The following is a 26,143-nucleotide window of genomic DNA, read 5'->3' as shown; positions in this document are numbered from 1 at the left end:
GCTGCCGAACTGCACGTTCGGGAAAATCTTGCACGATTGTCGCACGCGGATGCGCAACGCGAGGGCAGACGTAAAGACTTCTCGAACGAGATCCGAACAATTTTAGAAATGATGGGGGCTTTAACGTTACCCAGATAATTCAACAATCGGCTGAAGCCCTCCTTATTTGAAACTGCTCCCGTCGCTAACACCGGTCGCGGAACGGGAGTGGTTTGCGATGGACGATGAAATTGTTGAGCTCGCCGGACGAAGGCCCAAAACCTTCGGACGGCGAAAAGTAACGCCGCGCGCATGTGTCGCCGACGGCAAGCGCCATCTACGTGCGTTCCTAGCCGAAGTGCTGGAGGATCTTGGCTTCGTCACCAGCGAATGCGCCAGCGCCGACGAGCTGAAGACCGTGCTCGCCGGCGAGCTGCCGGATCTTATTCTTTTCGGAGTCGCCGCGGACGGCATCGAGCCCGGCACATTTCTGGAGACGCTGGTGCGCGAGGCCTTCGACGGCAAGGTCCTGACCGTCGGCGCCCGCGAGTCGATTATCGTGAAGGCTGTGCAGCAGGTCGGGGAGGAATATGGCCTCGCGATGCTGCCGCCGCTCACCACGCCCTTTGCCGCGGAGACGCTGCGCGATCGCGTCGCGATGCTGCTGCCGGACGAGCCGGCGCCGAGCCCGGCCGTTCATGTCGGCGAGGCCCTGCATGCGGGCTGGCTCGAGCTCTGGTACCAGCCCAAGATCGACGCGCGCACGCTGATCCGCAGCGGCGCCGAGGCACTGGTGCGGATGCGCCATCCGACCTGGGGCGTGGTGCCGCCGGCCTATTTCATCCCGGAAGAGCACGATCCGCATCTGCGCGATCTCTCGGAGTTCGTGATCGAACGCGCGGTGCAGGACTGGCACTATCTGCTGGAGCAGCACAGCCCGGTCGATCTCTCGATCCACCTGCCGGCGTCGTATTTGAAGGAACCGCAGGCCGTGCGCGACCTCTGCCGCCGCGTGCCGACGCATCCGGCCTTCGGCGGATTGACGATCGAGATCAACAGCGAGGAAGCGATCCGCGATCTCGAGCTTCTCACCGAAATCTCGCGCGAGATGCGCCTGCACAATATTGGCCTGTCGATCGACAATCTCGGCGCCAATTGGCCGTCGCTGATGGATCTCGACAAGATCCCTTTCATCAAGCTGAAGGCTGACCGCCACTTCGTGACCGGTAGCGCCAACGACCGCCTCAAGCGCACGGTGTGCCGTCACATCGTCGAGCTCGCTCAGGGCTATGGCGCCCGCGCTGCCGCCGAGGGCGTCGAGAGCCGCGCCGACCTCGTCGCAGCGAACGAGCTCGGCTTCGATCTTGTGCAAGGCTTCCTGTTCGGAAAGCCGATGCCGCTCAAGAAATTTGCGCGGAGCGCGCTGACGCGGACGGTGATGGATCAGGTGTGAAGCACGAAAGCCTCAGGCATACCGCCGCGCAAAGAACACACAGACAACCACAAGCGCGGTCGCGGCGATCATGCTCCATGCGACGGACTCGTGCAGCAGGAAGCCGGCCAGCGCGAGCCCGAAGAAGGGCTGCAGCTGCTGCAACTGGCCGACGCGCGCGATGCCGCCGATCGCGAGCCCGCGATACCAGAAGATGAATCCGACGAACATGCTGAAGATCGAGACATAAGCGAGCCCGATCCAGGCCGGCGCACCGACGCTGCTCCATGTCGACGGCCAAGTCCAGATCATGACGGGCAGCATCAGCGGCAGCGCCAGCAGCAACGCCCAGGAGATCACCTGCCAGCCGCCGATCCGACGCGACAGCGCAGCACCCTCGGCATAGCCGAGCCCGCACAGCACGATCGCGGCGACCATCAAGAGATCGCCGGCGACTGATGCGGTGCCGTCATTTGCGAGGGCAAAGCCTGCCACCGTGGCGCTGCCGAGCATTGCGAACAACCAGAACAGCGGTTGCGGCCGCTCGCCGCCACGCAGCACGGCGAAGATCGCGGTCGACAGCGGCAGCAAGCCGATGAAGACGATCGAATGCGCCGAGGTGATGTGCTGGAGCGCCAGCGCCGTCAGCAAGGGGAAGCCGACCACGACGCCGATGGAGACGATGGTGAGCGAGGTGAGATCCTTCCGCGGCGGCCACGTCTGACGGAGCAGGCCGAGCACGGCCGCGCCGATCAGCGCCGCGATGATGGCCCGCGCCGACGTCAAGAACAGCGCCGAGAAGCCGCCGACCGCCACGCGCGTTGCCGGCAATGAGCCGCTGAAGATAATGACGCCGAGAAGCCCGTTGCCCCAGCCGCTGCCCGCAGATTGCATGTCCGTCCCACTTTTTTGAGCCGCGATCCTCGGCCTTCTCCGGTGGCGAGACCAGTCACAATCCAGTACAATCTGGCAAATCTGTATGGGTGTGGAAGGTAGTACACCTTGGACATCGAAGTGAAACCCGGAGGTCGCGGCGGAACGCGGACCGTCGACGTGATGAGCGCGATCCGCGCCAAGGTCGCCGGCCGCGCGCTCAGCGCCGGCGACCGCCTGCCATCGATCCGCAGCCTTGCCGCCTCGATGGGGGTCTCGCCGTCCACGGTGGTCGAAGCCTATGATCGCCTCGCCGCAGAAGGCTTGATCCGCGCGCGCCGCGGTTCGGGCTTCTATGTCTCGCCGACGGTCACGCCGCCGCTTGCCTTGACCGAGGTCGAGCCGCGCCGCGATCGGGCGGTCGATCCGTTCTGGGTCTCCAGGCAATCGCTCGATACCGATGCTGCCGTACCAAAACCCGGCTGCGGCTGGTTGCCGCCGGAGTGGATGCCGGAAGCGGCACTGCGGCGAGCCACCCGCGCGCTTGCCCGCACCGACGCGAGCGTGCTGACCAATTACGGCTCGACATCCGGCTCCCTTGCGCTGCGCCGGATGCTGCTCGCGCGCCTCGCCGAAGACGAGATCGAGGCCTCGATCAGCCAGCTGATGCTGACGGGTTCGGGCACGCAGGCGACCGACCTCATCTGCCGCTTCCTGCTCCGCCCCGGCGACACGGTGCTGGTCGACGATCCCTGCTACTTCAATTTTCGCGCGCTGCTGCGCGCGCATCAGGCGAGAATCGTCAGCGTGCCCTACACACCGTCAGGCCCTGATGTCACGCGTTTCGAGCAGATTCTCAGCAGCGAACGGCCGCGGCTCTACATCACCAATTCAGCGCTGCACAATCCGACCGGCGCGACGCTCTCGCTTCAGACCGCGCACCGGCTGTTGACCGCGGCCGCCGCGCACGACCTCACCATCATCGAGGACGATATTTTTGGCGACTTCGAGCCGGAACGATCGCCACGCCTTGCCGCGCTGGATGGCTTGAACCGCGTGATCCGGATCGGGAGCTTCTCCAAGACACTGTCGGCCTCGGTGCGCTGCGGCTACATCGCCGCGCGCGCCGACTGGGTCGAGCATCTCGTCGACCTCCAGGTCGCAACCAGCTTTGGCGGTCCGAGCCCGGTGGCGACCGAGATCATCGCAAAAGTCCTGGCCGGCGGCAGCTATCGCAAGCACATGGACGAGCTCAGGCAAAAGCTCACGCGGACGCGTCGCGACATCGCGCGAAAACTCGGGGCGTTGGGCATCGAACCCTGGCTGATGCCGCGTGGCGGCTTCTTCCTGTGGTGCCACCTCGCCGACGGGCAGGATGCGACAGCCGTTGCGCGTGCCGCGCTCGAAGAGGACGTGGTGCTCGCGCCCGGCAACGTGTTCAGCGTGTCGCAGACCGCGGAAAGCTTCCTGCGCTTCAACGTGGCGCACATGAACGATCCGCGGATGTGGGACGTGCTGCGGCGGGCGTTGAAGGCGCAGCCGAACCGCTAGTACCACGGCTCCTCGTACACCGGCTCGCCATCGAGCAGCAGACGCTTGATCGCCGCGCGACCCGACGGCAGCACGGCGGCAACGACGCGCAGCTTTTGCTGGTTACGGGCCTGCTCGAGTGTCTTGCCCTCGCCTTCCGGCACGAAATAGTTTTCGAGCCCGTATCTGATCTGCAGCTTGTCGCAGAAAGTGCGGCTGGTCGAACCGCAGGAATGGGTGATGCGGCCGCGGATCAGCACTTCGGCTGCCGTGACAGTCACGGGCGCGGCATGCACGGAAACGGCCTGATAGAGGCCGTTGGCATCAGGCGCGAGCTTGACGAACACGACGGGATTGCGTTCGGCGGTCGGCTGGCCCGCGAGCGTACCTGCCGGCAGTTGCGAGATGTCGTAGCCGAGCACGACATAGTCGCCGCGCAGGAGATCGCGGGGATCGACCGGCTGCGTCTGCAAGGTCACCTCACGACCTTCGCGCAGGATCTGCATGCGATCGGCGACCATCACGACCAATATCGCGCATTGCAACAGGATGGCGACGCCGAACAGCACGGGCTTCGGGATACGTTGCCATAGCGCGGTAAGATTGATCATCGTTCGGCCCTCGGCAGCGCGCGATTGAGCGCGGTCGCAAATACGACGGCGATGATTCCCGCCACCGCCAGGAAGGCCGATCGGCGAAGCAGCGAGCCCTTGACCGCCCAGGTGATGGCAGCGATGACGCCGGCAATGCCGAGCCAGCCGGCTACGATGCGCGGACGCACGTCATCGAGCACACCGGAGACGACGAGGCACAGCATGGCGCAGAGCAGCGCGGCATAGGCAAACCATGGCTCGCCGGCCGCGGATGCCGGCCAGATCGGCGCGGCGAGCAGCAGGAGCCCGATCGCGCATGCTGCGAGGATTTCGCCGACACGCTTCGTAACGCCGGCGGACGCGAGCGCGAGGACCGCACCCGCGACGCCGCACATGATCGCCCACGATGGTTGGGCCGGAGCCGTGCCGGTCCGGAGGCGGATGATGTCGTCGACCGTTGTCACCTCCAGGAAGGCGACGACGGCCAGCGAGAACGCGCCATAGGTCGCCAGGACAGATCCAAGCCGGTGCGCCCGCGGCGACGGCGCGGCGGCGATCGCGAGCCCGGCGCCGAACAGCAGGGCCCCACCGTTCGCCAGCACGAAGGACGGCTGGACACCATCGATGTCGAAGCGAAGCGACGTCGCGATCCACCACGGAAGCACCGCGATCCCGACGAGGTGGGCGGCCACCTGCGAATTCCACGCGAAGGCGACGGCGGCGGCAATCAGCCAGACCACCACGAACGAAAGATGCAGGACATCGGGTGCATCATAGACCCGCATGCAGGTCCAGATGCAGGCAGCCGCAAGCCCGACCGCGAGCGCGCCGCGCGAGCCGGTCAGCGTTGCTGCGGCAAACACGCCGATCGACCACAGCAGCATGCCGCCGGCAAAGTCGTCGCCGAGATGATACATCTGGCCGACCAGCGCGACGCCCGCGCCGAAGATGATGGCGCCGATGCTGGCGCAGAGATCGGCGAGAACATTGCGGCCGGTCGCGGCGAACCACGCGCCAAGGCCGCCGGCGACGATCATGCCGGCAAGCAGGATCGCAAAGCGCAGCAGCCGCGCAATCTCGGTCCAGTGCGCCGCGACGAAGGCGAGGAATGCGGCCGCAATCAGCAGGCCGCCGACGATGGCAACGATCACCGCGATGTTGATGCCCGGCGAGAGCGGCGGCAGCGCATGGCGGATCGAGGCGGCGGCCGCCGGCGCAATCACGCCATCGGCCTCCCACTGCGCAAGATCAGCTTCGAGGCGCTGGCGATAGGTCTTGTCGAACATGGTCGTGGATCACTGGCTCCCTGCCGGCCGCGAAAGGTTGGTCGGACCGCGCCAGTGGCAGGTTCAACCTATCACCGCTCTGGTTACGGGAGCTGCCGGTTGCCGCGGGATCACGATCAGGCCCCATCGCATACCGGACAACGAAAAAGTCGAAAACAACCCCATGCACAGTAGGCGGCCACTGCCGGCACCACGCACTCGGCGTCCGAGGAAGTATCTGATGCGGCGGGCAGAATTCGGAGAGTGGAGCACGCCGGACGGTGCTGGGTCCAAATGCACGCTGGAGTCGGCAAGTAGCGTCGCGCGTCGACAGGGCGGGCGACGATCCTCACCATAATCTTCCGACGCCATAGGCGTCGAAGGCTTGCTCATTGGAGACAAGCACAAGACGTTCCAGCATCGCCTGGGCGATCAGCATCCGGTCGAATGGGTCGCGGTGAGGGCCAGGCAAGGTGCCCGCCGCTTGCCCATGCCGAAGGCTTATCGGCAAGCCAACGAAGCCTTGATCGGCAATCGCGCCCTCGATATCCGCAACAATGGCGGCAACGCCGGGCAATTTGCCGATCCGGTGCTTCGTCGTTATTTCCCAGGCCGAAGCAGCGCTGATGAAAATGCCGTTGCTCTCGTCGGCTATGGCCGATTGCGCCGCAGCGGACAGCGCGTCATCGCCGGAAAGCCACCAAAGAAAGGCGTGCGTATCCAGCAGCAACTGCATGCCGCTACTCCCAAGCCGCCAATTCCTGCTCGGACAGGGGCTCGAAGAATTCAGGCCCGACACTGACGATGCCACGCAACGCGCCGAACTTGCGCTTTACCGATGGCGGCTGGAAAGGCACCAATTTGGCGATCGGTTGCTTTCCCCGGGCCAGGACAATTTCCTCGCCAGCTTCGACACGCGCCAGAAGTTGCGACAGGGTTGTCTTTGCGATGTGGATCGTGACGGTTTCCATGGGAGCCACCTTAGCTAGGGAGACCTAGCTAGGTCAAGCTGGCTTGTTCTTGATGGCAGTGGTCGCGCGTCAGTTTGTGCGGCTCAGCCTAAGCCGGATCGAGTTCACCGGTCCAACGATCCCGTCCCTTCCAATACGGACAGTGCGGACAAGGCTCTCCCATCGGGTAATCGACGCCCTCTTCGTGCGGACAGCCAATGATTCCGTCCGCCATAGCCACCGAGTGCGCTGAACTCTGCTTCAGGAAAGCGGCGATTTCGGCAAGGATGGTCTCATCGGCCCGCACATCCGCCGTCTCCGAAAACCAACGGCGCAGTTCGGGCTCGGCTCCTTCTGCTTGGATGCAACTGACAGCCGCTTTGGAGGCCCGCCGATTGTCGGGACCATAGAAGGCGATCGTGCCGACGGGGTAGCCGCGCATTCCCTGCCTGGCTTTCTTTCGGAGCCGCTTTGCGGGCTGCGGTCCGATCTTTATCGCCATCGCGAAATACGTGTACCGGTCGCGGTTAGAACTTGCCCAGGGTCGCGCGTTTGCGCCAACCATGGCTGCTCACTTGCCAACGAGGAACCCGCCTGCGTGTTCCTCGTGCTCCGGTTGTGTGCGGAGTGCTCCGGTTATGTGCGGTCATAGGCTGGTTTCTAAGAAACCAGCCGCCGGAAAGTGTTTTAGATGGAAAGGGCTTTTCGCATTCGTAAGGATGGGCCATGCAGCTTCCATCGACTACAGACATTCTCATCGTCGGCGCTGGACCTGCGGGCCTGGCCCTGGCCACGGAGTTGCGGCGACGCAAGGTCGAGGCGCTTCTCATCGATAAGCAGGCCGAAGGTGCCAATACATCCCGCGCGGCGGTCGTCCACGCCCGCACGCTGGAAGTCCTGGAGCCGTTAGGGATAGTTCCGCAGATGCTCGAAGACGGTGTCGTTATCCCGATCTTTCGGGCGCGGGACCGCGATCGCGCCTTGCTGGAAGTCGATTTCCGCCATCTGGAAACGCAGACGCGCTACGCTTTCACCCTGATGTGTCCGCAGAATCGGACCGAGGCGATCCTGCTGGCGCGCCTGAAGGCGCTTGGTGGTGGGGTCTCACGACCGCTGGAGCTCACCGGCTTCCGGGCCGACTCCGAGCGCGTCGACGCCCAGATCAAGGCTCCCGATGGCATCCATAGGCTTCGTGCAAAGTGGCTGGTGGGCTGCGACGGCGCGCACAGCTTCGTCCGCGACAACTCAGGAATCAACTTCGAGGGCGGCGCCTATGAGCAAGGTTTCGTACTCGCCGACGTGCGGATGGACTGGCCGCTCAGCCGAGGGGAAGTCAGCTTGTTCTTTTCACCTGCAGGCCTGGTAGTCGTCGCACCTCTGCCCGATGATCAGTTCCGCATCGTAGCCACTGTGGATGATCCACCCGAGAAACCGGACATCGCCTACGTGCAAGGCATCATCGACGTCCGCGGCCCCACCAAAGGCGAGAGGCGCATCCGTGAAGTCGTCTGGGGCTCGCGCTTTCGCATTCAGCACAGAGTCGTCGCTACTTTCCGATCCGGACGCGTTCTGCTCTGCGGCGACGCCGCCCACGTGCACAGCCCGGCGGGTGGACAGGGAATGAACACCGGTATCCAGGACGCCATCGCCGTGGCTGAGCCGCTGATCCGCGCGCTGACAAACGGCGACGCCGAGGGATTGGACGCCTGGTCCGAGCGCCGACGCGAAATCGCCAAGTCGGTCGTCAGCCTCACCGACCGAATGACCCGCGCCGCGACGTTGAAGTCATGGCCGGCCGAGCTGCTGCGCAACGCCGCCATCAGCCTCATCGGCCATCTCCCTGGCATGCCCGATCGGATAGCAAGACAATTGGCCGAATTGGACAACCGCTGATCCACGAAGCGGCTTGTAGGGCAGGCGGGCTAAACAGGGTGTAATCGACGGACGTTGGATGCTGCCGAGCTCTCGGGGAAGCCCGCCTATTTCATCCTTCCTCAGTGGACCGTCAGCTTGATTCGTGATTTCTCACACGCTCGCTATGTGATCGATGGAGCGCAGAATTTTATATTGCAATATCAGTTATTTACTGGCGGAGAGGGAGGGATTCGAACCCCCGATAGGCTTGCACCTATGCCGCATTTCGAGTGCGGTGCATTCAACCACTCTGCCACCTCTCCTGAAGGCGCCATGGTAGGAGCAGGGCCCCTGTGGTTGGGGGCGTTAATAGGCGAGGATGGCGGGCCAGACAAGGCGCGAAAGGGGAAAATCCGCTGCCTCTTTCATTCCCGCCCTCCGAGAGCCCGTTCCGATCGAATCGGAATGGGGCTGTTGATTCTTGCTTTGACGCGTTTTCTTGACGCGAACCGGCGTCCACTTCGCTTGAAACGCTCTCAATACCGGGAGGAACTGCCATGGAGCACCTGACGATCTCCGCCAATGGCGCCAAATTCCATGTGGTTCGCGCCGGAGCGAGAAAACCGCTGCTTTTGCTGCATGGATGGCCGGAATTCTGGCTGACCTGGGAGCCGATGATGGCGCGGCTGTCGAACCGATTCATGCTGATCGCACCCGATCTGCGCGGCTTTGGCGACAGCGACAAGCCGGACGGGGCTTATGGGCCGGACGGCCATGCGGCCGACATGCTGGGCCTGATGGACGGGCTCGGCATCGACCGATTCGCCGTGGTCGGGCATGATGTCGGCGGGGCCGTGATGCAGCCGCTGGCTCGCCAAGCACCCGAGCGGCTCGCCGGGCTGTTCTTCTTCGATTTCGTCTATCCCGGCATCGGGCCACGCATGGCCGCACCCGATAGGCTCAACCACATCTGGTACCAATCCTTCCACCAGATGGAGATGGCAGCGCGGCTGGTCGGCGCGAGCCGCGACAACTGCCGGCTCTATATCGCGCACTTCCTCAAGAACTGGGCGCATCGGAAGGACGCTTTCGATGACGTCCTCAACGCGTTCGGCGACAACTTCTTTGCGGATGGCAATCTCGCCGGCGGCTTCGCCCATTATCGGGCATCACATGCCGGGCGGATCGCGATGATGAAGGGCGAGGCGCCGCAGTTGCCGCCGATCAGCGTGCCGACCAGCGTGCGCTGGGCCGAGCACGATCCGCTGTTTCCCTATGCCTGGACCGACCGATTGGGAGAGACGTTCAGCGAACTCGATCTCGCGATGTTTCCAGGCGTCGGACACTTCCCGCATCGCGAGGATCCCGATCGCGCGGCAAGCGAGATCGCGGCGTTCTTCCAGCGCATCGGCTGGAGCTGAATCGAAGGGGAGCCAGAGCGGGATGAGTTGAGGTCCGCGGGCTTGCTCCGCCTCTCCCGCTTGCTTGCGGGAGAGGCCGACGCGCCCCCGGCGATGCGAAGCATCGTCCCGCGCGCGGCGGGTGAGGGCTCTCGCCGCACAGGGACATCGTCTGCAATCCCTGACAATCCCGACGCGGAGATACCCCCACCCCAGCCCTCCCCCGCAAGCGGGAGAGGGAGCGCGGTGCCGATGCCGCCGCATCGTGCCCACCACAAGGCCGCAGGGGACGCACCTCCATCGCGGCGCGAGTCCAGTCTCATCTCATCATGTTCAAGAGAACGGGTGGGACCGCCAGACGCGGTAAATACTGGCGGTCCCGTGCCGCTCATTACAATGCTGGCCAGGAAGGGCGGCTTCGCGGGCCCGCGTGAGGCGACGATTCGACCCTAGCGTGCAGGCAGCTTCCCGCAACGCAATCCGTCCCTTAACCTAACCAGTCAAGGTTACTCCTTGTCGGCCTTCTGGCCGTTCTTGTTGTTTTCTTTGGCTTTCTTCTTCCCATTATCCGTAGTATCGCGGTCCTTGCCGTTGCCACCATTCTTGTCCTTGTGGCGGTTGGTGAAGCGCGCATTGCCAAGCCCGGTGCCGATGGTGAGCACGCCCCAGCGCTCGACATGCTGCATGAACGGCACCTCGGAGAGGCCCTGAACCACGCCGTCATTGTGCATCACGACCGCGGTGTCGTGCTCGCCGATCGTGGGAATCTCCTCGATCAAACTCGCCGGCAGGTTGAATTTGCTGCTCTCCCAATTGCCCGGCAGGTTCTGCGCGCCTTTTTCGATGGAGCCGTCCTCGTTGATCACGCCGGGACAGGCGATGCCGATGAAGGGCGCGAGCTTGAATCCCTCGGCTTCGGCATCCTCGATGAGGCCTTGGAGCATCTTGACCAACCGCTTCACCGCGGCCTCCCGGCTCGGCTCATCGCCGGCATGGCGCCACAGATCGGATTTGAAGACGATCGCCTTGGACAGATCCGGCGCCTTCTTCCAGCGTGTCTCAACGATCCCGCAGCGGATGTTGGTTCCGCCGATATCGACCGCGAGGATGCTGTCATAAGCCTCAAAAATCCAGGTCGGTGCGAGATGCAGGGCTCCGATCAAGCCGGCATCGTTCGGATCGAAGCGGATCGGCACCAGATCGACCTTGAAGCCCTCCCACTTGAGGATGATCTCGCCCCGGGCAATGGCAATCTCGCCGAGCCGGCTGGCGCGAAAGCCGCCGCCGACCACGATGCACTCGGTTTTGGCCCACGCCTTGGTCTTGAGGAACCGCCGCGTCACGTAAGCAAGCTCCTGCGCGAAGTCCTCGATCGCGCTATGCACGACGGCCGAGGCCTCCGTATCGTCGCCGCTGAGAACGGCGTCGAGGGTCTTCCTGCTGATCTTGTCGGACGGCTCATCGCCAAAGGGGTCCTCGCCGCTTTTGCGGAGCGACTTGCGCCATTCTTCGAGAATCTCGCGAAACGCCCCTTTGCTGGCGCGGTCGCCGAGAAAGCCCTCGTCGTCCTTGATCTCGATGTTGCAGCTGTCGACGTCGACCGACGGCAGCCGGCTCGCCCCGTGCTGGGCGATGCCCGTTGTCCTGATCGACTCATCCGTTGCCATGGAAGCCCTTGCCCGAATACCAATTCGCGGGGACAACCGCGGGGGAACCCGTTGGTTGCTGCGCGAGCCGAGATTCAATAGCCTGCATGGAAACGGCCCAAATGCTTCTAATCCGGCTCTTTTCGCCCGCTTTTCCTTGACTCTCCGCTGCTGGCGGCTATAAGTCCCACAACCGGCGCGGGGCGTTTCTCGCGCCGCCTGTTTTTGCGTGGGTTTTCAAAGGGATCATTCCCGCCCGCACAAAACGCGCATAAATCCATACTCGCATAAACCCATAGCGACTGACAAAAAGCCGGCCCGGACGATCCTCGTCCCGAGGCTGGGATTGAACACGAAGGAAAACAACGATGTTCGCAGTCATCAAAACCGGCGGCCGGCAGTACCGCGTCGTTCCGGATGATGTCCTGGAAGTAGGCAAGATCGAAGGCGAAGTCGGCACGATCGTGCAGCTGAATGAAGTCCTGGTGGTTGGCGGCGACACGCCGATTCTGGGCCTGCCGACGGTGGCCGGTGCATCCGTGGCGGTCGAGGTGCTCGACCACAAGCGCGGGCCGAAGGTCATCGCGTTCAAGAAGCGCCGCCGCAAGAATTCGCGCCGCAAGCGCGGCTACCGCGACGAGATCACGGTGCTGCGCGTCAGCGAGATCCTGACGGACAATGCCAAGCCCACCAAGGGCCCGCGCCCGAAGCGGGAAAAGGTGGCGAAGGAAGCCGACAAGGAAGCCGACGCCGCATAAATCGATCACGCCAATTCACGAATTGATGCGTGAGAGATTTTGAAATGATTCCGTCAAGGAATTGACCTAGACATACGCAGGATTTCGGAGACGAGCCATGGCTCACAAAAAAGCAGGCGGTTCATCGCGCAACGGTCGCGATTCAAAGGGTAAGCGCCTTGGCGTCAAGGTGTTCGGCGGGGAGCGCGTGATTCCCGGCAACATCATTGCACGTCAGCGCGGCACCACCTGGCATCCCGGCCTTAATGTCGGCATGGGCACTGACCACACTCTGTTCGCCAAGATCGAGGGTCGTGTTGAATTCCAGGCCAAAGCCAACGGACGCACCTTCGTAGCGGTACTCCCGCTCGCAGAGGCTGCGGAATAGACGGTGGATCTCATTTGGAGTCCGCCGGGTCCTTGACCGAACCGGCGGAGTCCAGAGATCAAAAGATCGAAGGCTCCAGGGGAGGCAGGGAAACCGGCCTCCCCTTTTGTTTGTCGTGTTCACTTTCCACTTAGTGACTTTGACGGAGCCGGACATGTTGCAGGATTTCTCGAGCGTGACCTTGCGGGAGGCGAGACCCAGTGTCGTCGCCACCGAGCGGCTGACCTTGCGCCGGCCGACACTCGCCGACGTCAGGACCATCGCCCGCCTCGCCAACGACCGCCGCGTCGCGGAAAACACCCGCCGCCTCCCCCATCCCTATTCGCAGGACGACGCCGTCGAATTCATCCGCGCCACCGCCGCGCTCGGCAGCGAGACCGTGTTCCTGATCGAGCACGACAGCGGGCCGGTCGGCATGGTCGGCATCGACTGCTCCACGCCTGACAATGCCGAGCTCGGCTATTGGCTCGGCGTCGAGCATTGGGGCCAGGGCTTTGCCACCGAAGCCGCGCGCGGCGCGATCGACTTCTTCTTCGAGGAGTTCGAGGACGACCACCTCTATGCGGGAGCGCGCGTCACCAATCCGTCCTCGCGCAACGTGCTGGAGAAGTGCGGCTTCCAGTGGAGCGGCGTGCAGCTGCATCGCTTCCTCGCGCTGGGCTCGTCGACGCCGGTCGACTGCTTCCGCCTCTCGCGCGGGGTGTGGTCGTCGCTGAAGAGCTGGAGCAGCGCGCGGCGGATGAGGTAGAGCCAAGTCTCTCCGCGTGTCGTCCCGGCGAAGGCCGGGACCCATAACCACGAATGATCTTGATGCGAAGATTCCCACTCCGAGTCTTCGCCAAACCACTCCCTGTGGGTATGGGTCCCGGCCTTCGCCGGGACGACGTTGAGGCTAAACCGGCGGATTCACCTCTTCGCTTGCACGCCCCAAATCGCGCTCTCGCAAATAAATGTAGAAGCCGGCGCCGATGATGATCACGGCGCCGACGATGGTGGCGACCTGCGGGACATCGCCGAACACGACGAAGCCGAAGATTACAGCCCAGACGATCATCGAATATTGGTAGGGCACCACCACGCTCGCCGGCGCGAGTTTCAGCGACCGGTTGACGCAGAACAATGCCGTCACCGAGATGCACCCCGCCAGCGTGAAGAACACGAGGCTGCCCGGCGTTGGCGGCACCCAGTGGAATGCGGACAGCACAGCGCCCAGCGAAAACGTGCCGATGAATTGCGAGGACGCCATCACGATATCGGGCGTCTTGCGCAGGCTGCGGGTGATCAGCATCAGGGTTGCGAAGGAGAGACTGCCACCGAGCGCGATCAGCGCCGGCAGGCTCACCGTCTGCGCCGACGGCCGCAGCGCGATCAGCACGCCGCAGAAGCCGATCAGGATCGCCGTCCAGCGGCGCCAGCCGACCTTCTCGCCCAGAAAGATCGCCGACATCGCGGTGACAAAGATGGGACCGGCGAGATAATAGGTGATGACATCGGCGAGCGGCAGATAGACGGTCGCGAGGAAGAAGGCGGCCACTTCCAGTGTGGACAGCACGACACGAAACAGCTGCAGGCGCGGCCGCTCCAGATGCAGGAACTGATGACGCTGCCGCCAGATCAGCGGCGACAGCAGCAGCAGCGCCGCGCAGGCGCGCAGGAACAAGAGCTGCCCCACCGAATAGGTGCCGACCAGGAACTTGCCCATGGCGTCGCCGAACGAGAACATGAAGATCGACAGCACCATGAGGGCGATGCCGGCCAGCCGTGCCGAACGGTCGTCATAGGCGGAGAGATTCTTGAAGAAGGGCATTGGCGCCGTTTTAATGAAGCAGGCGCGCGCGACAAGCCCGCGGCAGCCGAATTGAACGGATTGTCGCACTCTTCGCGCCGCGGTAGCGATAGGCCGCCCGAGAACAAAGAATACAGAGAGCCTGGAAATGACCGACTTCGACCCGGCCCAGCATCGCATGATCACCGCGCAACGCTGGTTTGAGGATTTCGTGGTCGGCGAGCGCTTCGTGCTGCCGAGCCGCACCCAGACGTCAGCGGTGTTCGCGGCGTTCCAGACCGCGAGCGGCGACGCCCGACTGGTTAAGCACGGGGCCAAATTCGCGGAATTTCGGCCGATTTGCGGGTAAGTCCGGGTTGCCGCGAGGGACCGGCTGGCCTACCTATGGCCCATGAAATTCCTCGACGAAGCAAAGGTCTATATCCGCTCCGGTGACGGCGGGAACGGCTGCGTGGCGTTCCGCCGCGAGAAGTTCATCGAATTCGGCGGCCCGTCCGGCGGCAATGGCGGCCGCGGCGGCAACGTGATCATTGAGGTCGCCGACGGCCTCAACACGTTGATCGACTACCGCTACCAGCAGCATTTCAAGGCCCAGAAGGGCGAGAACGGCTCCGGTTCGGATCGCCACGGCGCCAACGGCAAGAATATCGTGCTGAAGGTCCCCGTGGGCACGCAGATCTTCGACGAGGATCGCGAGACGCTGATCCACGACTTCACCAATGTCGGCGAAAAATTCGTGCTGGCCGAAGGCGGCAATGGCGGCTTCGGCAACGCGCATTTCAAGACCTCGACCAACCGCGCGCCGCGCAACGCCAATCCCGGCCAGACCGGCGACGAGCGCTGGATCTGGCTGCGGCTGAAGCTGATCGCGGATGCCGGTCTCGTCGGCATGCCCAATGCCGGCAAGTCGACCTTCCTCTCCAAGGTCAGCGCGGCGCGACCGAAGATCGCCGACTATCCCTTCACCACGCTGCATCCGCAGCTTGGCGTCGTGAACGCCGACGGCCGCGAATTCGTACTCGCGGACATTCCCGGTCTGATCGAAGGCGCGCATGAAGGCACCGGCCTCGGCGACCGCTTTCTCGGCCATGTCGAGCGCTGCCGCGTGCTGCTGCATCTGATCGACGCGACCTGCGAGCACGCCGGCAAAGCGTACAAGACGGTGCGCAAGGAGCTCGACGCCTATGGCGGGCTGCTGACCGACAAGATCGAGATCGTCGCGCTCAACAAGATCGACGCGGTCGAGCCGGACGCGCTGAAGAAGCAGAAGGAGCGCTTGAAGCGTGCAGCGAAGAAAACGCCGCTGCTGCTCTCCGGCATCACCGGCGACGGCGTCAAGGAAGCGCTCCGCGCGCTTGTCGAACTGATCGGCGAGGCGCCGGTCTCGGCCAAGGCCAAGAGCGCGGCTGAAGCGGAGCCGTGGTCGGCGTAAACTCTTTCCCCACGGTCGTCCCGGCGAAGGCCGGGACCCATACCGCGTGATCTATCGGTTGCGGGCGGTTGGAGTACCGAACGACGAGTCTTCGCCAAACCACTTCCTGTGGTTATGGGTCCCGGCCTGCGCCGGGACGACATTGGAATGTGTGGCCGCGCGCGCGCACATCACTGTCCGGTTGCCTTCGCGCCCTCGATAACGCAGCATCGAACAATCAAGAAACGACAGGGGCGAAGCATGGCGCGCGCGAAGAACGTTCTCTGGATCATGTGCGACCAGCTTCGCTATGATTATCTCGGCTGCACCGGCCATCCCACGCTGAAGACGCCGAACATCGATGCCATGGCCAGGCGTGGCGTGCTGTTCTCGAAGGCCTATGTGCAGTCGCCGATCTGCGGCCCATCGCGGATGTCGTTCTACACCGGCCGCTACATGCGCTCGCACGGATCGCACTGGAACGGCTGGCCGCTGCGCGTCGGTGAGCCGACGCTCGGCGATCACCTCAAGACAATCGGCGCGCGCAACGTGCTGGTCGGCAAGACCCACATGGCGCCCGACCTCGAAGGCATGAAGGCGCTCGGCATCCCGCCGGAATCGATGATCGGCGTGCACGTCGCCGAGTGCGGCTTCGAGCCTTATGAGCGCGACGACGGCCTGCACCCGACCGGCCGGCCGCGCCCGAAATACGATGAATATCTGCGCCAGCAGGGCTTTGAAGCCACCAATCCGTGGGAGCACTGGGCCAATTCAGGCGCAGCCGAAGATGGCTCGTTGCAGAACGGCTGGCTGCTGGTGCACGCCGACAAGGCCGCGCGCGTGCCGGACGAGCATTCCGAGACGCCCTACATGACCCGCCGCGCGATGGACTTCATCAGCGAGGCCGAGATCGACGGCCGGCCGTGGTGCCTGCATTTGTCCTACATCAAGCCGCACTGGCCCTACATCGCGCCAGAGCCTTACGCGAGCATGTATTCGACAGATGACATGATCCCGGTGATTCGCTCCGAGCGCGAGCGGCAAAATCCGCATCCGGTGTTCGGCGCCTATATGGACATGCGCTATTCCCGCAACATGGCGCGCGACGATGCCCGCGAGAAGGTGATCCCGACCTATATGGGCCTGATCACCCAGATCGACGACCAGATGGGCGTGCTGATGAAATTCCTGGAGGAACGCGGCCTCTCGGAAACTACCATGATCGTGTTCACCTCCGATCACGGCGACTATCTCGGCGATCACTGGATGGGCGAGAAGGACCTGTTCCACGAGCAATCAGCAAAGATCCCGCTGATCGTCATCGATCCCTCGAAGGAGGCCGATGTCACGCGCGGCACGCGCAGCGACGCGCTGGTGGAAGGCATCGATCTCGCGCCGACCTTCGTCGATTATTTCGGCGGCAAGGTGCCAGGCCACATCCTCGAAGGACGCTCGCTGCTACCGCTGCTCCGCGGCCCGACGCCGGGCGATTGGCGCAAAGTGGCGTTCTCCGAATATGACTACGCCATGCAGGACGTCCGGCTGAAGCTGAACCAGCCGATCGAGCGCTGCCGCCTGTTCATGGTGTTCGATGGCCGCTGGAAATACATCCACGCCTCCGGCTTCCGCCCGATGCTGTACGATCTCGAAACCGATCCAGACGAATATGTTGATCGCGGCGACGACCCTGATTGCGCCGGCATCATCGCCCGCTTGCAGGCCGAGCTGTTCGACTGGGCGCTGCATCCGAATGACCACATCACCACGCCGCGCGAGAAGATCGCGAACTATGCGGATAGCCAGCTCCAGGTAAAGGGCGGCATTTTGATCGGCATCTGGGATGAAGCCGAGCTCACCGCGATCAAGGACGGCATCGCCCAGCGCGCGAAGGTGTAGGCGCTCCTTCGCCTCTCCTCGCGCGCGGGGAGAGGCCGACGCGCATAGCGCGGCGGGTGATCTCAATTCTCGATCTTGTAACCGGTCGCCTTCACAATCGGCTGCCAGAACGCCGTGTTGGCAGCCAGCTCCTTTGTCAGCCCATCCGCGCTGCTGCCGACCGGGATCAGGCCGATCGCCGTGAGCTTCTCCTTCACCTCGGGCTTGGCAAGCGCGGCGCTTGCGGCCGCGCCGAGCTTGCTGGCGAATTCCGATGGGCTGCCGGCGGGAAGCCACATGCCGTACCAGGCATCCGCCACGAGATCGATGCCGCTCTCCTTCAGCGTCGGAACGTCAGGCGCGAACGGCGAACGTTCTGCGCTCGAGACCGCGATGATCTTCACGCCCTTGGCGCGATGCTGCGGCAGCGCATCAGCCAGCGTGGTGATCCCGAAAGAAATGTGGCCGCCGATGATGTCGTTGAGGATCGGCGCACTGCCGCGATAGGGCACGCGGGTCAAGGGAATGCCGAGATCCTTTTCGAGCTTGGAGCCCATGAAATGCGGGATGGTGCCATTGCTCGGCACGCCGAATGACGTCTTGTCCGGATGCGCCTTCAGCCAGGCGACAAAGCCCTTGAAATCCGTGGCGTCGATCCCCGGGCCGATCACGAGCGCGAATTCGAACCGCGCCAGCAGCGATACCGGCACAAAATCCTTCGCCGTGTCGAAGCTCGGCGTCGTCTCCACCATCGGCAGCAGGTACATGGTGGGCCCTGTCGTCACCAGCACCATGCTGCCGTCGAGGCTGCCGCCCTTCACCGCCTTGATGCCGATCAGACCGTCGCCACCGGTGCGGTTCTCGACCACCATGGTTCGTTGCAGCACCAGCGCCATCTCCTGCGCGATCAGCCGGCACAGCGTGTCGCCGCCGGCCCCCGCGGCGAACGGGAAGATGATCTTTGTCAGCCCGGCCTGCGCTTGCGCTCCGCTCGCCTGTGCCACGAGTGGCAGCCCCAGACATCCGGCGATGAACTTGCGGCGATCCATTCGTTTCCTCCAGCCCATTATCGTTGGCGGCAATTAGAGCCGGGCAGACGTCCGACACAAGGCCGACATTGGTGCCGTTTACCATCCCACCCGCCTTGCGCCGGCCATCGTCCTGCTGCAAAAGCAGCGTCATCGGCGCCGCCTGTCGCTCCGCCGTTTTCCGAGCAATTCCGTCCCGTAGCGCCATGGCCAGCCCCGAACTCAGTCAATTCCGCCGCATCGTCGTCAAGGTCGGCTCCGCGCTGCTGGTGGATTCCGACAGGGGCGAGGTGCGGGCGTCGTGGCTCGCCGCGCTCGCCGACGACATGGCCAAGCTGCACAAGGAGGGCCGTGATGTCCTCGTGGTGTCCTCGGGTTCGATTGCGCTCGGCCGTAGCCGGCTCAAATTGCCGCGCGGGCCGCTGAAGCTGGAGGAAAGCCAGGCCGCCGCCGCCGTCGGCCAGATCGCGCTGGCGCGGATCTGGTCCGAGGTGCTCGGCGCCCACGGCATCGGCGCCGGCCAGATTTTGGTCACGCTCCAGGACACCGAGGAGCGCCGTCGTTATCTCAATGCGCGCTCTACCATCGGCAAGCTTTTGGAGTGGCGCGCGATCCCTGTCATCAACGAGAATGACACGGTCGCCACCAACGAGATCCGCTACGGCGACAATGACCGTCTCGCTGCCCGCGTCGCCACCATGGCGAGCGCCGATCTGCTGGTGCTGCTCTCCGACATCGACGGGCTCTACGACGCGCCGCCGAAGAACAATCCGAATGCAAAACTGATCCCGGTGGTCGAGAGCATCTCCTCGGAGATCGAGGCGGTGGCGGGAGACGCCGAATCCGAACTGTCGCGTGGCGGCATGCGCACCAAGGTCGAGGCGGCGAAGATCGCCACCACCGGCGGCACACATATGCTGATTGCGTCCGGCAAGATCGAGCATCCGTTGCGGGCGATCGCCGATGGCGGCCGCTGCACCTGGTTTCTGACGCCGGCCAATCCCATCACCTCGCGCAAGCGCTGGATCGCGGGCACGCTGGAGCCGAAGGGCACGCTGACCATCGACGCCGGCGCCGTGACCGCGCTGCGCGCGGGCGCCAGCCTGCTGCCGGCCGGCGTGATCAAGGTTGAAGGCCAGTTCGCCCGAGGCGACGCCGTGATCGTCCGCGGCCCCGACACCAGCGAGGTCGGCCGCGGCCTGATCGCCTATGACGCCGACGTCGCCGAGCGGATCAAGGGCCGCTCCTCCCCGGACGTGATGACCATCCTTGGCATCAGCGGGCGGTCGGAGATGATCCACCGCGACGATCTCGTGGTGGGCGGGTAAGGCCTTTGCCGTCATGCCCGGGCTTGTCCTGGGCATCCACGTTCTTTCGGGGACAGCCAAGGCGTGGATGGCCGGGTCAGGCCCGGCCATGACCCCGGGGATGGGCCGCTGGCCAAACCCCGAACTCGCCGCCGAAGCCCTGCCATACCCTTGCCCGCCCTTCGCAAACGCGGGATTTCCGTGCTAGGACACTGGCTTAGCAAAAGGTTGAACTCTCCATGGCCGCCCCTCTCAAAGCCGTCGACGGCAATGCCGATCTTCAGGCGCTGATGTCCGATCTCGCAGCCAAAGCTCGCGCCGCCGCGCGTGTGCTGGCGCTGGCGCCGCCGGAGCAGAAGAACCGGGCGCTGGAAGCCATGGAACGGGCGATCCGAGAGCATGCGGCAGCGATCCTCGCCGCCAATGCCGAGGACGTCGCGGAGGCCCGTGCGTCCGGCAACGCCACCTCCTCCTTCATCGACCGCCTGATGCTGACGCCGGCGCGTGTCGAAGGCATGGCCGAAGGCATCGCCGTCGTGCGCGGGATCGCCGATCCGGTCGGCATCGTCACCGAGAGCTGGCAGCGGCCGAACGGCATGACCATCGAGCGCGTACGCGTGCCGCTCGGCGTCGTCGGCGTGATTTTTGAGAGCCGGCCGAATGTTGCGGCAGATGCCGGCGTGCTCTGTTTGAAGTCCGGCAATGCCGTGATCCTGCGCGGCGGCTCCGACAGTTTCCGCTCCTGCCGCGCCATCCATGAATGCCTGGTGCAAGGCCTGCGCGAAGCCGGCCTGCCCGAAGCCGCGATCACGCTGGTGCCGACGCGCGACCGCGCGGCGGTCGGCATGATGCTGTCCGGCCTCAATGGCGCCATCGACGTGATCGTGCCGCGCGGCGGCAAGAGCCTCGTCGCGCGCGTCGAGCAGGAAGCGCGCGTGCCGGTATTCGCGCATCTCGAAGGCGTCAATCACGTCTATATCGATGCCAGCGCCGATCTCGCCATGGCGAAGTCGATCGTGCTCAACGCCAAGATGCGCCGCACCGGCGTCTGCGGTGCGGCCGAAACGCTGCTGGTTGATCGCGCCGCTGCTGCGAAGAGCCTGAAGCCACTGATCGAGATGCTGCTCGAGGCCGGTTGCGAAGTGCGCGGTGACGACGCCGTGCAGAAGACCGATTCGCGCGTCAAGCCTGCCAGCGAAGACGATTGGGACACCGAATATCTCGACGCGATCATCGCGGCGAAGGTCGTCGATGGCGTCGACGGCGCAATCGCGCACATCCAGAACCACGGCTCGCATCACACCGATGCGATCGTGAGCGAGAATGACGCGGCTGCGAAGAAATTCCTGAGCGAAGTCGATTCCGCAATCGTGCTGCACAACGCCTCGACGCAGTTTGCCGATGGCGGCGAGTTCGGCTTCGGCGCCGAGATCGGCATCGCTACCGGTCGCTTCCACGCCCGTGGTCCTGTTGGTGCCGAGCAATTGACGAGCTTCAAATATCGCGTTCACGGCACTGGGCAGACGCGGCCGTAAGTAACGTCGCGAGGCGGGGGCATTGAGTAACAAATTCGTCGTGCCGCGTTCTGTGGCGCAAGCGGTCCCGCCCCACACCCAGGGCATGCGCATCGGCCTGCTCGGCGGCTCGTTCAATCCTCCGCATCAGGCCCATCGCGCGATCAGCCGGTTCGCGCTGACGCGATTGCAACTCGATCGCGTCTGGTGGCTAGTAACGCCAGGCAATCCGTTGAAGGAGAACGGCAATCTGCATGAGCTCGGCGAGCGCATGCGGGCGGCGCGCGACGTCGCCAACGATCCCAGGATCGAGGTGAGCTGTCTCGAATCCGTCATTCGTACTCGGTATACTATCGACACGATCAACACCTTGCGCCGCCGCTTCACCGGCCTGCGCTTTGTCTGGATTATGGGCGCCGACAACCTCGCTCAATTCCATCGTTGGCAGGACTGGCGGCGCATCGCCGCCCAGGTCCCGATGGCAATCATTGATCGCCCACCGCAGAGTTTTCGCGCCCTCGCCTCGCCCGCCGCCAAGGCACTTTCGCGCTATCGCCTGCCGGAGAATGAGGCAGCATCGCTTGCGGATCGGCCGGCGCCGGCCTGGGTCTTTCTGACCGGATTGAAGCTCAATCTCTCCTCGACCCGGCTACGGAACCCGGACGGGAGCTGGAAAGGTACGAAGTGAGACAGAGTGCGGGGAGATTGAGGGCTCTCTGGCATATTGAAACCCTTAACCCCACATGATGTAGTGTAACCAGCGAAGGTCGGATTCGGCTTTCGCGATACAGTGAAAGGAATGGTCCCTGGCCACGTCTGTATTGTCCAAGTCAGCTTCATCGAAGTCTGTTTTACCCAAGGCTACGAAACCGACGCGTAAAACATCGACCAAAGCTGCAGCCTTGAAGGCGCAACCCGACGCCGACAAGACGCTGAGCCTGATCCTCTCCCGCCTCGACGACATGAAGGCGGAAGAGACGGTCACCATCGACCTTCGCGGCAAATCGGCATACTCCGACTACATGATCGTCACCACGGGCCGCGTGAACCGGCACGTTGGCGCGATCGCGGAGAACGTCGCCAAAGGCCTCAAGGAAAACGGCGTCAAGAACATCCATGTCGAGGGCTTGCCCAATTGCGACTGGGTGCTGATCGATTCCGGCGACGTGATCGTGCACGTGTTCAGACCCGAGGTCCGCGAGTTCTACAACCTCGAGCGGTTGTACACGCAGGGCCCAGGGGCGGCGAAGGCGATCTAAACGACCGAACCGATTTCGAATCGGTTGACGCGCATGCTAGCGTCGTGCGCGCGGAGAATGCGCGCGGTCCGGAAACACGACCCTGAAGATATCATGCGTGTTGCTATCATTGCGGTGGGCCGGCTGAAGCAGGGCCCCGAGCGGGAGCTTGCCGACCGCTATTTCGAGCGGTTCGACGAGGCTGGCCGCAAGCTCGGATTCCGCGAACTCACCATCCACGAAATCCCTGAGAGCCGCGCGCGCGACACCGCGACGCGAATGACTGAGGAGGCCGCGGCGATCTCCGCACATATTCCGGACAAGTCGATCCTGGTGGCGCTGGACGAGCGCGGGCAAAACTTGGATTCCACCGTATTCGCACGGAATCTCGGCCGTTGGCGCGACGAGGGCGCCGGTCATACTATCTTCGTGATTGGAGGGGCGGACGGACTTTCGCCCGAATTGCGCCGTAAGGCCAAGCTCGCGATCGCGTTCGGCTCTGCGACCTGGCCGCACCAAATGGTCCGCGTCCTGCTTCTGGAACAGCTGTATCGGGCCGCCACCATTTTGGCCGGCCACCCCTATCATCGCGCGTGATTCGCGCCACAACGAGCACCTTGCCGACGAAATGCGAGCGCCGATTCTCAATTTGCTGCTGATTGCAAGCTGCGCCGGCATAAGCCTCGCGCAAGCTCAAACGGCAACGCCGGCGCCTCAGACTGCAGCCATCTCGCCCGACGCGATCAAGCAGCGCGAGCAGGAGCTGGAGGCGGCACGCGCCAGCAAGAAGAGTGCGGAGGAGGCGCAGGCCAAGCTCAAGGCCGAGATTACCTCGCTCGGCCAGGACCGCACCCAGCTCAATCAGCAATTGATCGACACTGCCGCCAATGTCCGCACCGTCGAGACCAAGATCGACGAGGCCGAGGCGCGGCTGCGCACGCTGAACGGCCGCGAGCAGGAGGCGCGCGCCTCGCTCGATTCGCGCCGCGCCGACATCGTCGAGGTGCTGGCGGCCCTGCAGCGCGCCGGAAGGCGTACGCCGCCGGCGCTACTGGTGCGGCCCGAAGATGCCTTGCAATCGCTGCGCACAGCGATGCTGCTCGGCGCCGTGGTGCCGGAATTGCGCGGCCGCGCGGAGAAGATCGCGGGCGAGCTCGGCGAACTCGTGGCCTTGCACAAGAACATCGCCGCCGAGCGCGACCAGCTCGCCTCCGACCGCGACAGAGTCCGCAACGACCAGACCCGGCTCACCGCGCTGGTCGACGAGCGGCAGCGCCAGCAATCCTCGCGCGAAAAGGACCTCGATGCCGAGAACTCGCGCGCCATCACGCTGTCAAAGCAGGTCGGCGATCTCCAGGGGCTGATCGCCAAGATGGAGCAGGACCTGCAAAGTGCTGCCAAGGCGGCTGAGAAGGCGGCCGAGGCCGCCAAGCAGGCCGAGGCCAAGGCAGCAGAAAACGCGGCCGCCAACGCCAAACCGGGCCCAAGCACTTTCAAGGACCGCTCCCGGACCACCCCGGCCATCCTGTTCGCCTCGGCCAAGGGGCTCCTGCCCTTCCCGGTTAACGGTAACAAGATCAGGGACTTTGGCGGTTCCGACGGGGTCGGCGGGGTCCAGAAGGGCATTTCGCTGGCGACCAAGCCCGGTTCGCAGGTCACAACGCCGTGCGACGGCTGGGTGGTCTATGCCGGCCCGTTCCGCAGCTATGGACAACTCTTGATCCTCAACGCCGGTGGCGGGTATCATGTCCTGATCGCCGGGATGGAGCGCATTTCGGTCAACATCGGCCAGTTTGTGCTCACGGGGGAGCCGGTCGCGACCATGGGGTCGACCTCTCAAGTCGCCTCCATTCTCGCCACGAACGCGAGTCAACCTGTGCTGTATGTCGAGTTCCGCAAAGACGGCACTCCAATCGATCCAGGCCCATGGTGGGCCGCAAATGAAGGCGAGAAGGTTCGCGGATGATGCGCAAGACTTCAGTTATCCTCCTCAGCGCGGCCACCGGCGCGGCGCTGACGCTGTTCGTGACCCAGCCGCGCGCAGTGTTCATGGGCTCCAGCGCGCGAGCCGCAACCGCTGACACCTATCGCCAGCTCAATCTGTTCGGCGACGTGTTCGAGCGCGTGCGCTCCGACTATGTCGAGAAGCCCGACGACACCAAGCTGATCGAATCCGCCATCAGCGGCATGCTCACCGGTCTCGATCCGCATTCGAGCTACATGGACGCCAAGAGCTTCCGCGACATGCAGGTGCAGACCCGCGGCGAGTTCGGCGGCCTCGGCATCGAGGTCACGATGGAAGACGGCCTGATCAAGGTGGTCTCGCCGATCGACGATACGCCCGCCTCGCGCGCCGGCGTCATGGCCAACGACATCATCACCAATCTCGACGATGAAGCGGTGCAGGGCCTGACCCTGAACCAGGCGGTCGAGAAGATGCGCGGCCCCGTCAACACCAAGATCAAGCTCAAGATCATTCGCAAGGGCCAGGACAATCCGATCGACGTCACGCTGGTGCGCGACAACATCCGCGTCCGTTCGGTGCGCGCGCGGGTCGAGGCTGACGACATCGCCTATATCCGCATCACCACCTTCAACGAGCAGACCACCGAAGGCCTGAAGAAGGAGGTTGCCAACCTCTCGACCCAGATCGGCGACAAGCTCAAGGGCTACGTCATCGACCTCCGCAACAATCCGGGCGGCCTGCTCGAGGAGGCCGTCACCGTCTCCGACTCGTTCCTGGAGAAGGGCGAGATCGTATCGACGCGCGGCCGCAATGCCGAGGAGACCCAGCGCCGCACCGCGCATGCGGGCGACCTCACCAAGGGCAAGCCGGTCATCGTGCTGGTCAACGGCGGCTCGGCCTCGGCGTCGGAAATCGTCGCCGGCGCGCTGCAGGACCACAAGCGCGCGACCATCGTCGGCACGCGCTCGTTCGGCAAGGGCTCGGTGCAGACCATCATCCCGCTCGGCTCGGGCAACGGCGCGCTGCGCCTCACCACCGCGCGCTACTACACACCGTCGGGCAAGTCGATCCAGGCCAAGGGCATCGTGCCCGACATCGAAGTGCTTCAGGACGTGCCGGACGAGCTGAAGTCGCGCACCGACACCAAGGGTGAGGCTTCGCTGCGCGGCCATCTCAAGAACGACGGCGACGAGAAGACCGGCTCGCAGTCCTACGTTCCGCCGGATGCCAAGGACGACAAGGCGCTCAAGCTCGCCGACGACCTGCTCCACGGTATCAAGAACAGCGCCTCCGCGGCGCCGACGCCGGGCAGCGCCACCGACAAGGCGGCAGCCGACAAGCCCAAAGCGGCGAACTAAGGCCGCGAACTAA

Annotated in this window: 25 protein-coding genes, 1 tRNA gene and 1 pseudogene; 17 read left to right on the top strand and 10 right to left on the bottom strand. The window is 64.1% G+C overall.

The window, feature by feature from the left end:
- The first annotated feature begins 217 nt into the window (after window positions 1-217).
- On the top strand, window positions 218-1,432 hold the full coding sequence (locus YUA_RS0126145; RefSeq protein ID WP_027533364.1) for an EAL domain-containing protein: 1,215 nt from the start codon (window positions 218-220) through the stop codon (window positions 1,430-1,432).
- A gap of 12 nt (window positions 1,433-1,444) precedes the next feature.
- Here YUA_RS0126145 and YUA_RS0126140 read toward each other — a convergent pair whose 3' ends face one another.
- Entirely contained in the window at window positions 1,445-2,305 is an 861-nt protein-coding gene (locus YUA_RS0126140) for a DMT family transporter (protein ID WP_027533363.1), read from the bottom strand.
- 162 nt (window positions 2,306-2,467) lie between these two features.
- On the opposite strand from YUA_RS0126140, the gene YUA_RS0126135 reads away from it, so the two are divergent.
- Window positions 2,468-3,835: a PLP-dependent aminotransferase family protein gene (locus YUA_RS0126135; protein WP_051383371.1), complete on the top strand. Its 1,368-nt coding sequence runs from the start codon at window positions 2,468-2,470 to the stop codon at window positions 3,833-3,835.
- On the opposite strand, the gene YUA_RS0126130 is transcribed toward YUA_RS0126135, so the two are convergent.
- The 5 genes from YUA_RS0126130 to YUA_RS0126110 form a co-directional block, all read right to left on the bottom strand.
- Window positions 3,832-4,425 carry a GDYXXLXY domain-containing protein gene (locus tag YUA_RS0126130; protein ID WP_027533361.1) on the bottom strand — a complete coding sequence of 198 codons (594 nt, stop codon included), beginning with the start codon at window positions 4,423-4,425 and terminating at the stop codon, window positions 3,832-3,834. The genes YUA_RS0126135 and YUA_RS0126130 overlap by 4 nt on opposite strands.
- Window positions 4,422-5,693 (bottom strand): DUF2157 domain-containing protein, encoded by a 1,272-nt coding sequence (locus tag YUA_RS0126125; protein WP_027533360.1) that lies wholly within the window; start codon window positions 5,691-5,693, stop codon window positions 4,422-4,424. Before YUA_RS0126125 ends, YUA_RS0126130 begins: the two co-directional genes overlap by 4 nt.
- A gap of 328 nt (window positions 5,694-6,021) precedes the next feature.
- Window positions 6,022-6,408 carry a type II toxin-antitoxin system VapC family toxin gene (locus tag YUA_RS0126120; protein ID WP_027533359.1) on the bottom strand — a complete coding sequence of 129 codons (387 nt, stop codon included), beginning with the start codon at window positions 6,406-6,408 and terminating at the stop codon, window positions 6,022-6,024.
- 4 nt (window positions 6,409-6,412) lie between these two features.
- Entirely contained in the window at window positions 6,413-6,643 is a 231-nt protein-coding gene (locus YUA_RS0126115) for a type II toxin-antitoxin system Phd/YefM family antitoxin (RefSeq protein ID WP_027533358.1), read from the bottom strand.
- A gap of 88 nt (window positions 6,644-6,731) precedes the next feature.
- Window positions 6,732-7,124 (bottom strand): hypothetical protein, encoded by a 393-nt coding sequence (locus YUA_RS0126110; RefSeq protein WP_035971887.1) that lies wholly within the window; start codon window positions 7,122-7,124, stop codon window positions 6,732-6,734.
- A gap of 224 nt (window positions 7,125-7,348) precedes the next feature.
- Between YUA_RS0126110 and YUA_RS0126105 the strand changes: the two genes are divergently transcribed.
- Window positions 7,349-8,515, top strand: coding sequence for an FAD-dependent monooxygenase (locus YUA_RS0126105; RefSeq protein WP_027533356.1), 1,167 nt, complete (start codon window positions 7,349-7,351; stop codon window positions 8,513-8,515).
- Window positions 8,516-8,709: 194 nt separating this feature from the next.
- On the opposite strand, the gene YUA_RS0126100 is transcribed toward YUA_RS0126105, so the two are convergent.
- A tRNA-Ser gene (locus tag YUA_RS0126100) sits at window positions 8,710-8,799 on the bottom strand.
- A 234-nt stretch (window positions 8,800-9,033) separates the two neighbouring features.
- On the opposite strand from YUA_RS0126100, the gene YUA_RS0126095 reads away from it, so the two are divergent.
- Complete coding sequence (locus YUA_RS0126095) at window positions 9,034-9,897, top strand: alpha/beta fold hydrolase (RefSeq protein ID WP_027533355.1); 864 nt, start codon at window positions 9,034-9,036, stop codon at window positions 9,895-9,897.
- A 485-nt stretch (window positions 9,898-10,382) separates the two neighbouring features.
- On the opposite strand, the gene YUA_RS0126090 is transcribed toward YUA_RS0126095, so the two are convergent.
- Window positions 10,383-11,543, bottom strand: a complete 1,161-nt coding sequence (locus YUA_RS0126090) for an ROK family protein (RefSeq protein ID WP_027533354.1) — start codon at window positions 11,541-11,543, stop codon at window positions 10,383-10,385.
- 347 nt (window positions 11,544-11,890) lie between these two features.
- On the opposite strand from YUA_RS0126090, the gene rplU reads away from it, so the two are divergent.
- From rplU to YUA_RS0126075, 3 genes are all read left to right on the top strand, one after another.
- The gene (gene rplU / locus YUA_RS0126085; protein WP_027533353.1) at window positions 11,891-12,280 is read left to right on the top strand and encodes a 50S ribosomal protein L21; all 390 of its coding nucleotides are present in this window, start codon (window positions 11,891-11,893) and stop codon (window positions 12,278-12,280) included.
- Window positions 12,281-12,377: 97 nt separating this feature from the next.
- Complete coding sequence (gene rpmA / locus YUA_RS0126080) at window positions 12,378-12,647, top strand: 50S ribosomal protein L27 (RefSeq protein ID WP_027533352.1); 270 nt, start codon at window positions 12,378-12,380, stop codon at window positions 12,645-12,647.
- A gap of 154 nt (window positions 12,648-12,801) precedes the next feature.
- On the top strand, window positions 12,802-13,395 hold the full coding sequence (locus YUA_RS0126075) for a GNAT family N-acetyltransferase (RefSeq protein ID WP_027533351.1): 594 nt from the start codon (window positions 12,802-12,804) through the stop codon (window positions 13,393-13,395).
- A gap of 144 nt (window positions 13,396-13,539) precedes the next feature.
- Here the strand turns inward: YUA_RS0126075 and YUA_RS0126070 are convergent, their stop codons facing one another.
- A complete protein-coding gene (locus tag YUA_RS0126070) occupies window positions 13,540-14,454 on the bottom strand; it encodes a DMT family transporter (protein WP_027533350.1) in 915 nt (304 codons plus the stop codon).
- 127 nt (window positions 14,455-14,581) lie between these two features.
- Here YUA_RS0126070 and YUA_RS0126065 point away from each other — a divergent pair.
- The 3 genes and pseudogenes from YUA_RS0126065 to YUA_RS0126055 form a co-directional block, all read left to right on the top strand.
- Window positions 14,582-14,767 (top strand): annotated as a pseudogene (locus tag YUA_RS0126065) (dehydratase); the annotation flags it as partial.
- Window positions 14,768-14,824: 57 nt separating this feature from the next.
- Complete coding sequence (gene obgE, locus YUA_RS0126060) at window positions 14,825-15,865, top strand: GTPase ObgE (protein ID WP_027533348.1); 1,041 nt, start codon at window positions 14,825-14,827, stop codon at window positions 15,863-15,865.
- 240 nt (window positions 15,866-16,105) lie between these two features.
- A complete protein-coding gene (locus tag YUA_RS0126055; protein ID WP_027533347.1) occupies window positions 16,106-17,740 on the top strand; it encodes an alkaline phosphatase family protein in 1,635 nt (544 codons plus the stop codon).
- Between the two features lie 62 nt (window positions 17,741-17,802).
- Here the strand turns inward: YUA_RS0126055 and YUA_RS0126050 are convergent, their stop codons facing one another.
- Window positions 17,803-18,768, bottom strand: coding sequence for a Bug family tripartite tricarboxylate transporter substrate binding protein (locus YUA_RS0126050; protein ID WP_027533346.1), 966 nt, complete (start codon window positions 18,766-18,768; stop codon window positions 17,803-17,805).
- Between the two features lie 185 nt (window positions 18,769-18,953).
- On the opposite strand from YUA_RS0126050, the gene proB reads away from it, so the two are divergent.
- From proB to YUA_RS0126015, 7 genes are all read left to right on the top strand, one after another.
- A complete protein-coding gene (gene proB, locus YUA_RS0126045; RefSeq protein WP_027533345.1) occupies window positions 18,954-20,075 on the top strand; it encodes a glutamate 5-kinase in 1,122 nt (373 codons plus the stop codon).
- A gap of 218 nt (window positions 20,076-20,293) precedes the next feature.
- Window positions 20,294-21,589 (top strand): glutamate-5-semialdehyde dehydrogenase, encoded by a 1,296-nt coding sequence (locus YUA_RS0126040; protein ID WP_027533344.1) that lies wholly within the window; start codon window positions 20,294-20,296, stop codon window positions 21,587-21,589.
- Window positions 21,590-21,611: 22 nt separating this feature from the next.
- On the top strand, window positions 21,612-22,256 hold the full coding sequence (locus YUA_RS0126035; protein ID WP_027533343.1) for a nicotinate-nucleotide adenylyltransferase: 645 nt from the start codon (window positions 21,612-21,614) through the stop codon (window positions 22,254-22,256).
- 214 nt (window positions 22,257-22,470) lie between these two features.
- The gene (gene rsfS / locus YUA_RS0126030; RefSeq protein WP_027533342.1) at window positions 22,471-22,827 is read left to right on the top strand and encodes a ribosome silencing factor; all 357 of its coding nucleotides are present in this window, start codon (window positions 22,471-22,473) and stop codon (window positions 22,825-22,827) included.
- Window positions 22,828-22,920: 93 nt separating this feature from the next.
- Entirely contained in the window at window positions 22,921-23,403 is a 483-nt protein-coding gene (rlmH, locus tag YUA_RS0126025; protein WP_027533341.1) for a 23S rRNA (pseudouridine(1915)-N(3))-methyltransferase RlmH, read from the top strand.
- A gap of 31 nt (window positions 23,404-23,434) precedes the next feature.
- Complete coding sequence (locus YUA_RS0126020) at window positions 23,435-24,772, top strand: murein hydrolase activator EnvC (RefSeq protein ID WP_027533340.1); 1,338 nt, start codon at window positions 23,435-23,437, stop codon at window positions 24,770-24,772.
- Entirely contained in the window at window positions 24,769-26,130 is a 1,362-nt protein-coding gene (locus tag YUA_RS0126015) for a S41 family peptidase (RefSeq protein WP_027533339.1), read from the top strand. Before YUA_RS0126020 ends, YUA_RS0126015 begins: the two co-directional genes overlap by 4 nt.
- Window positions 26,131-26,143: the final 13 nt, after the last annotated feature.

Source organism: Bradyrhizobium sp. WSM3983 (genome assembly GCF_000473045.1).
Classification (GTDB): Bacteria; Pseudomonadota; Alphaproteobacteria; order Rhizobiales; family Xanthobacteraceae; genus Bradyrhizobium.
The sequence above is the reverse complement of the archived record's forward strand: the minus strand, read 5'-3'. Positions and strand labels throughout refer to the sequence as shown.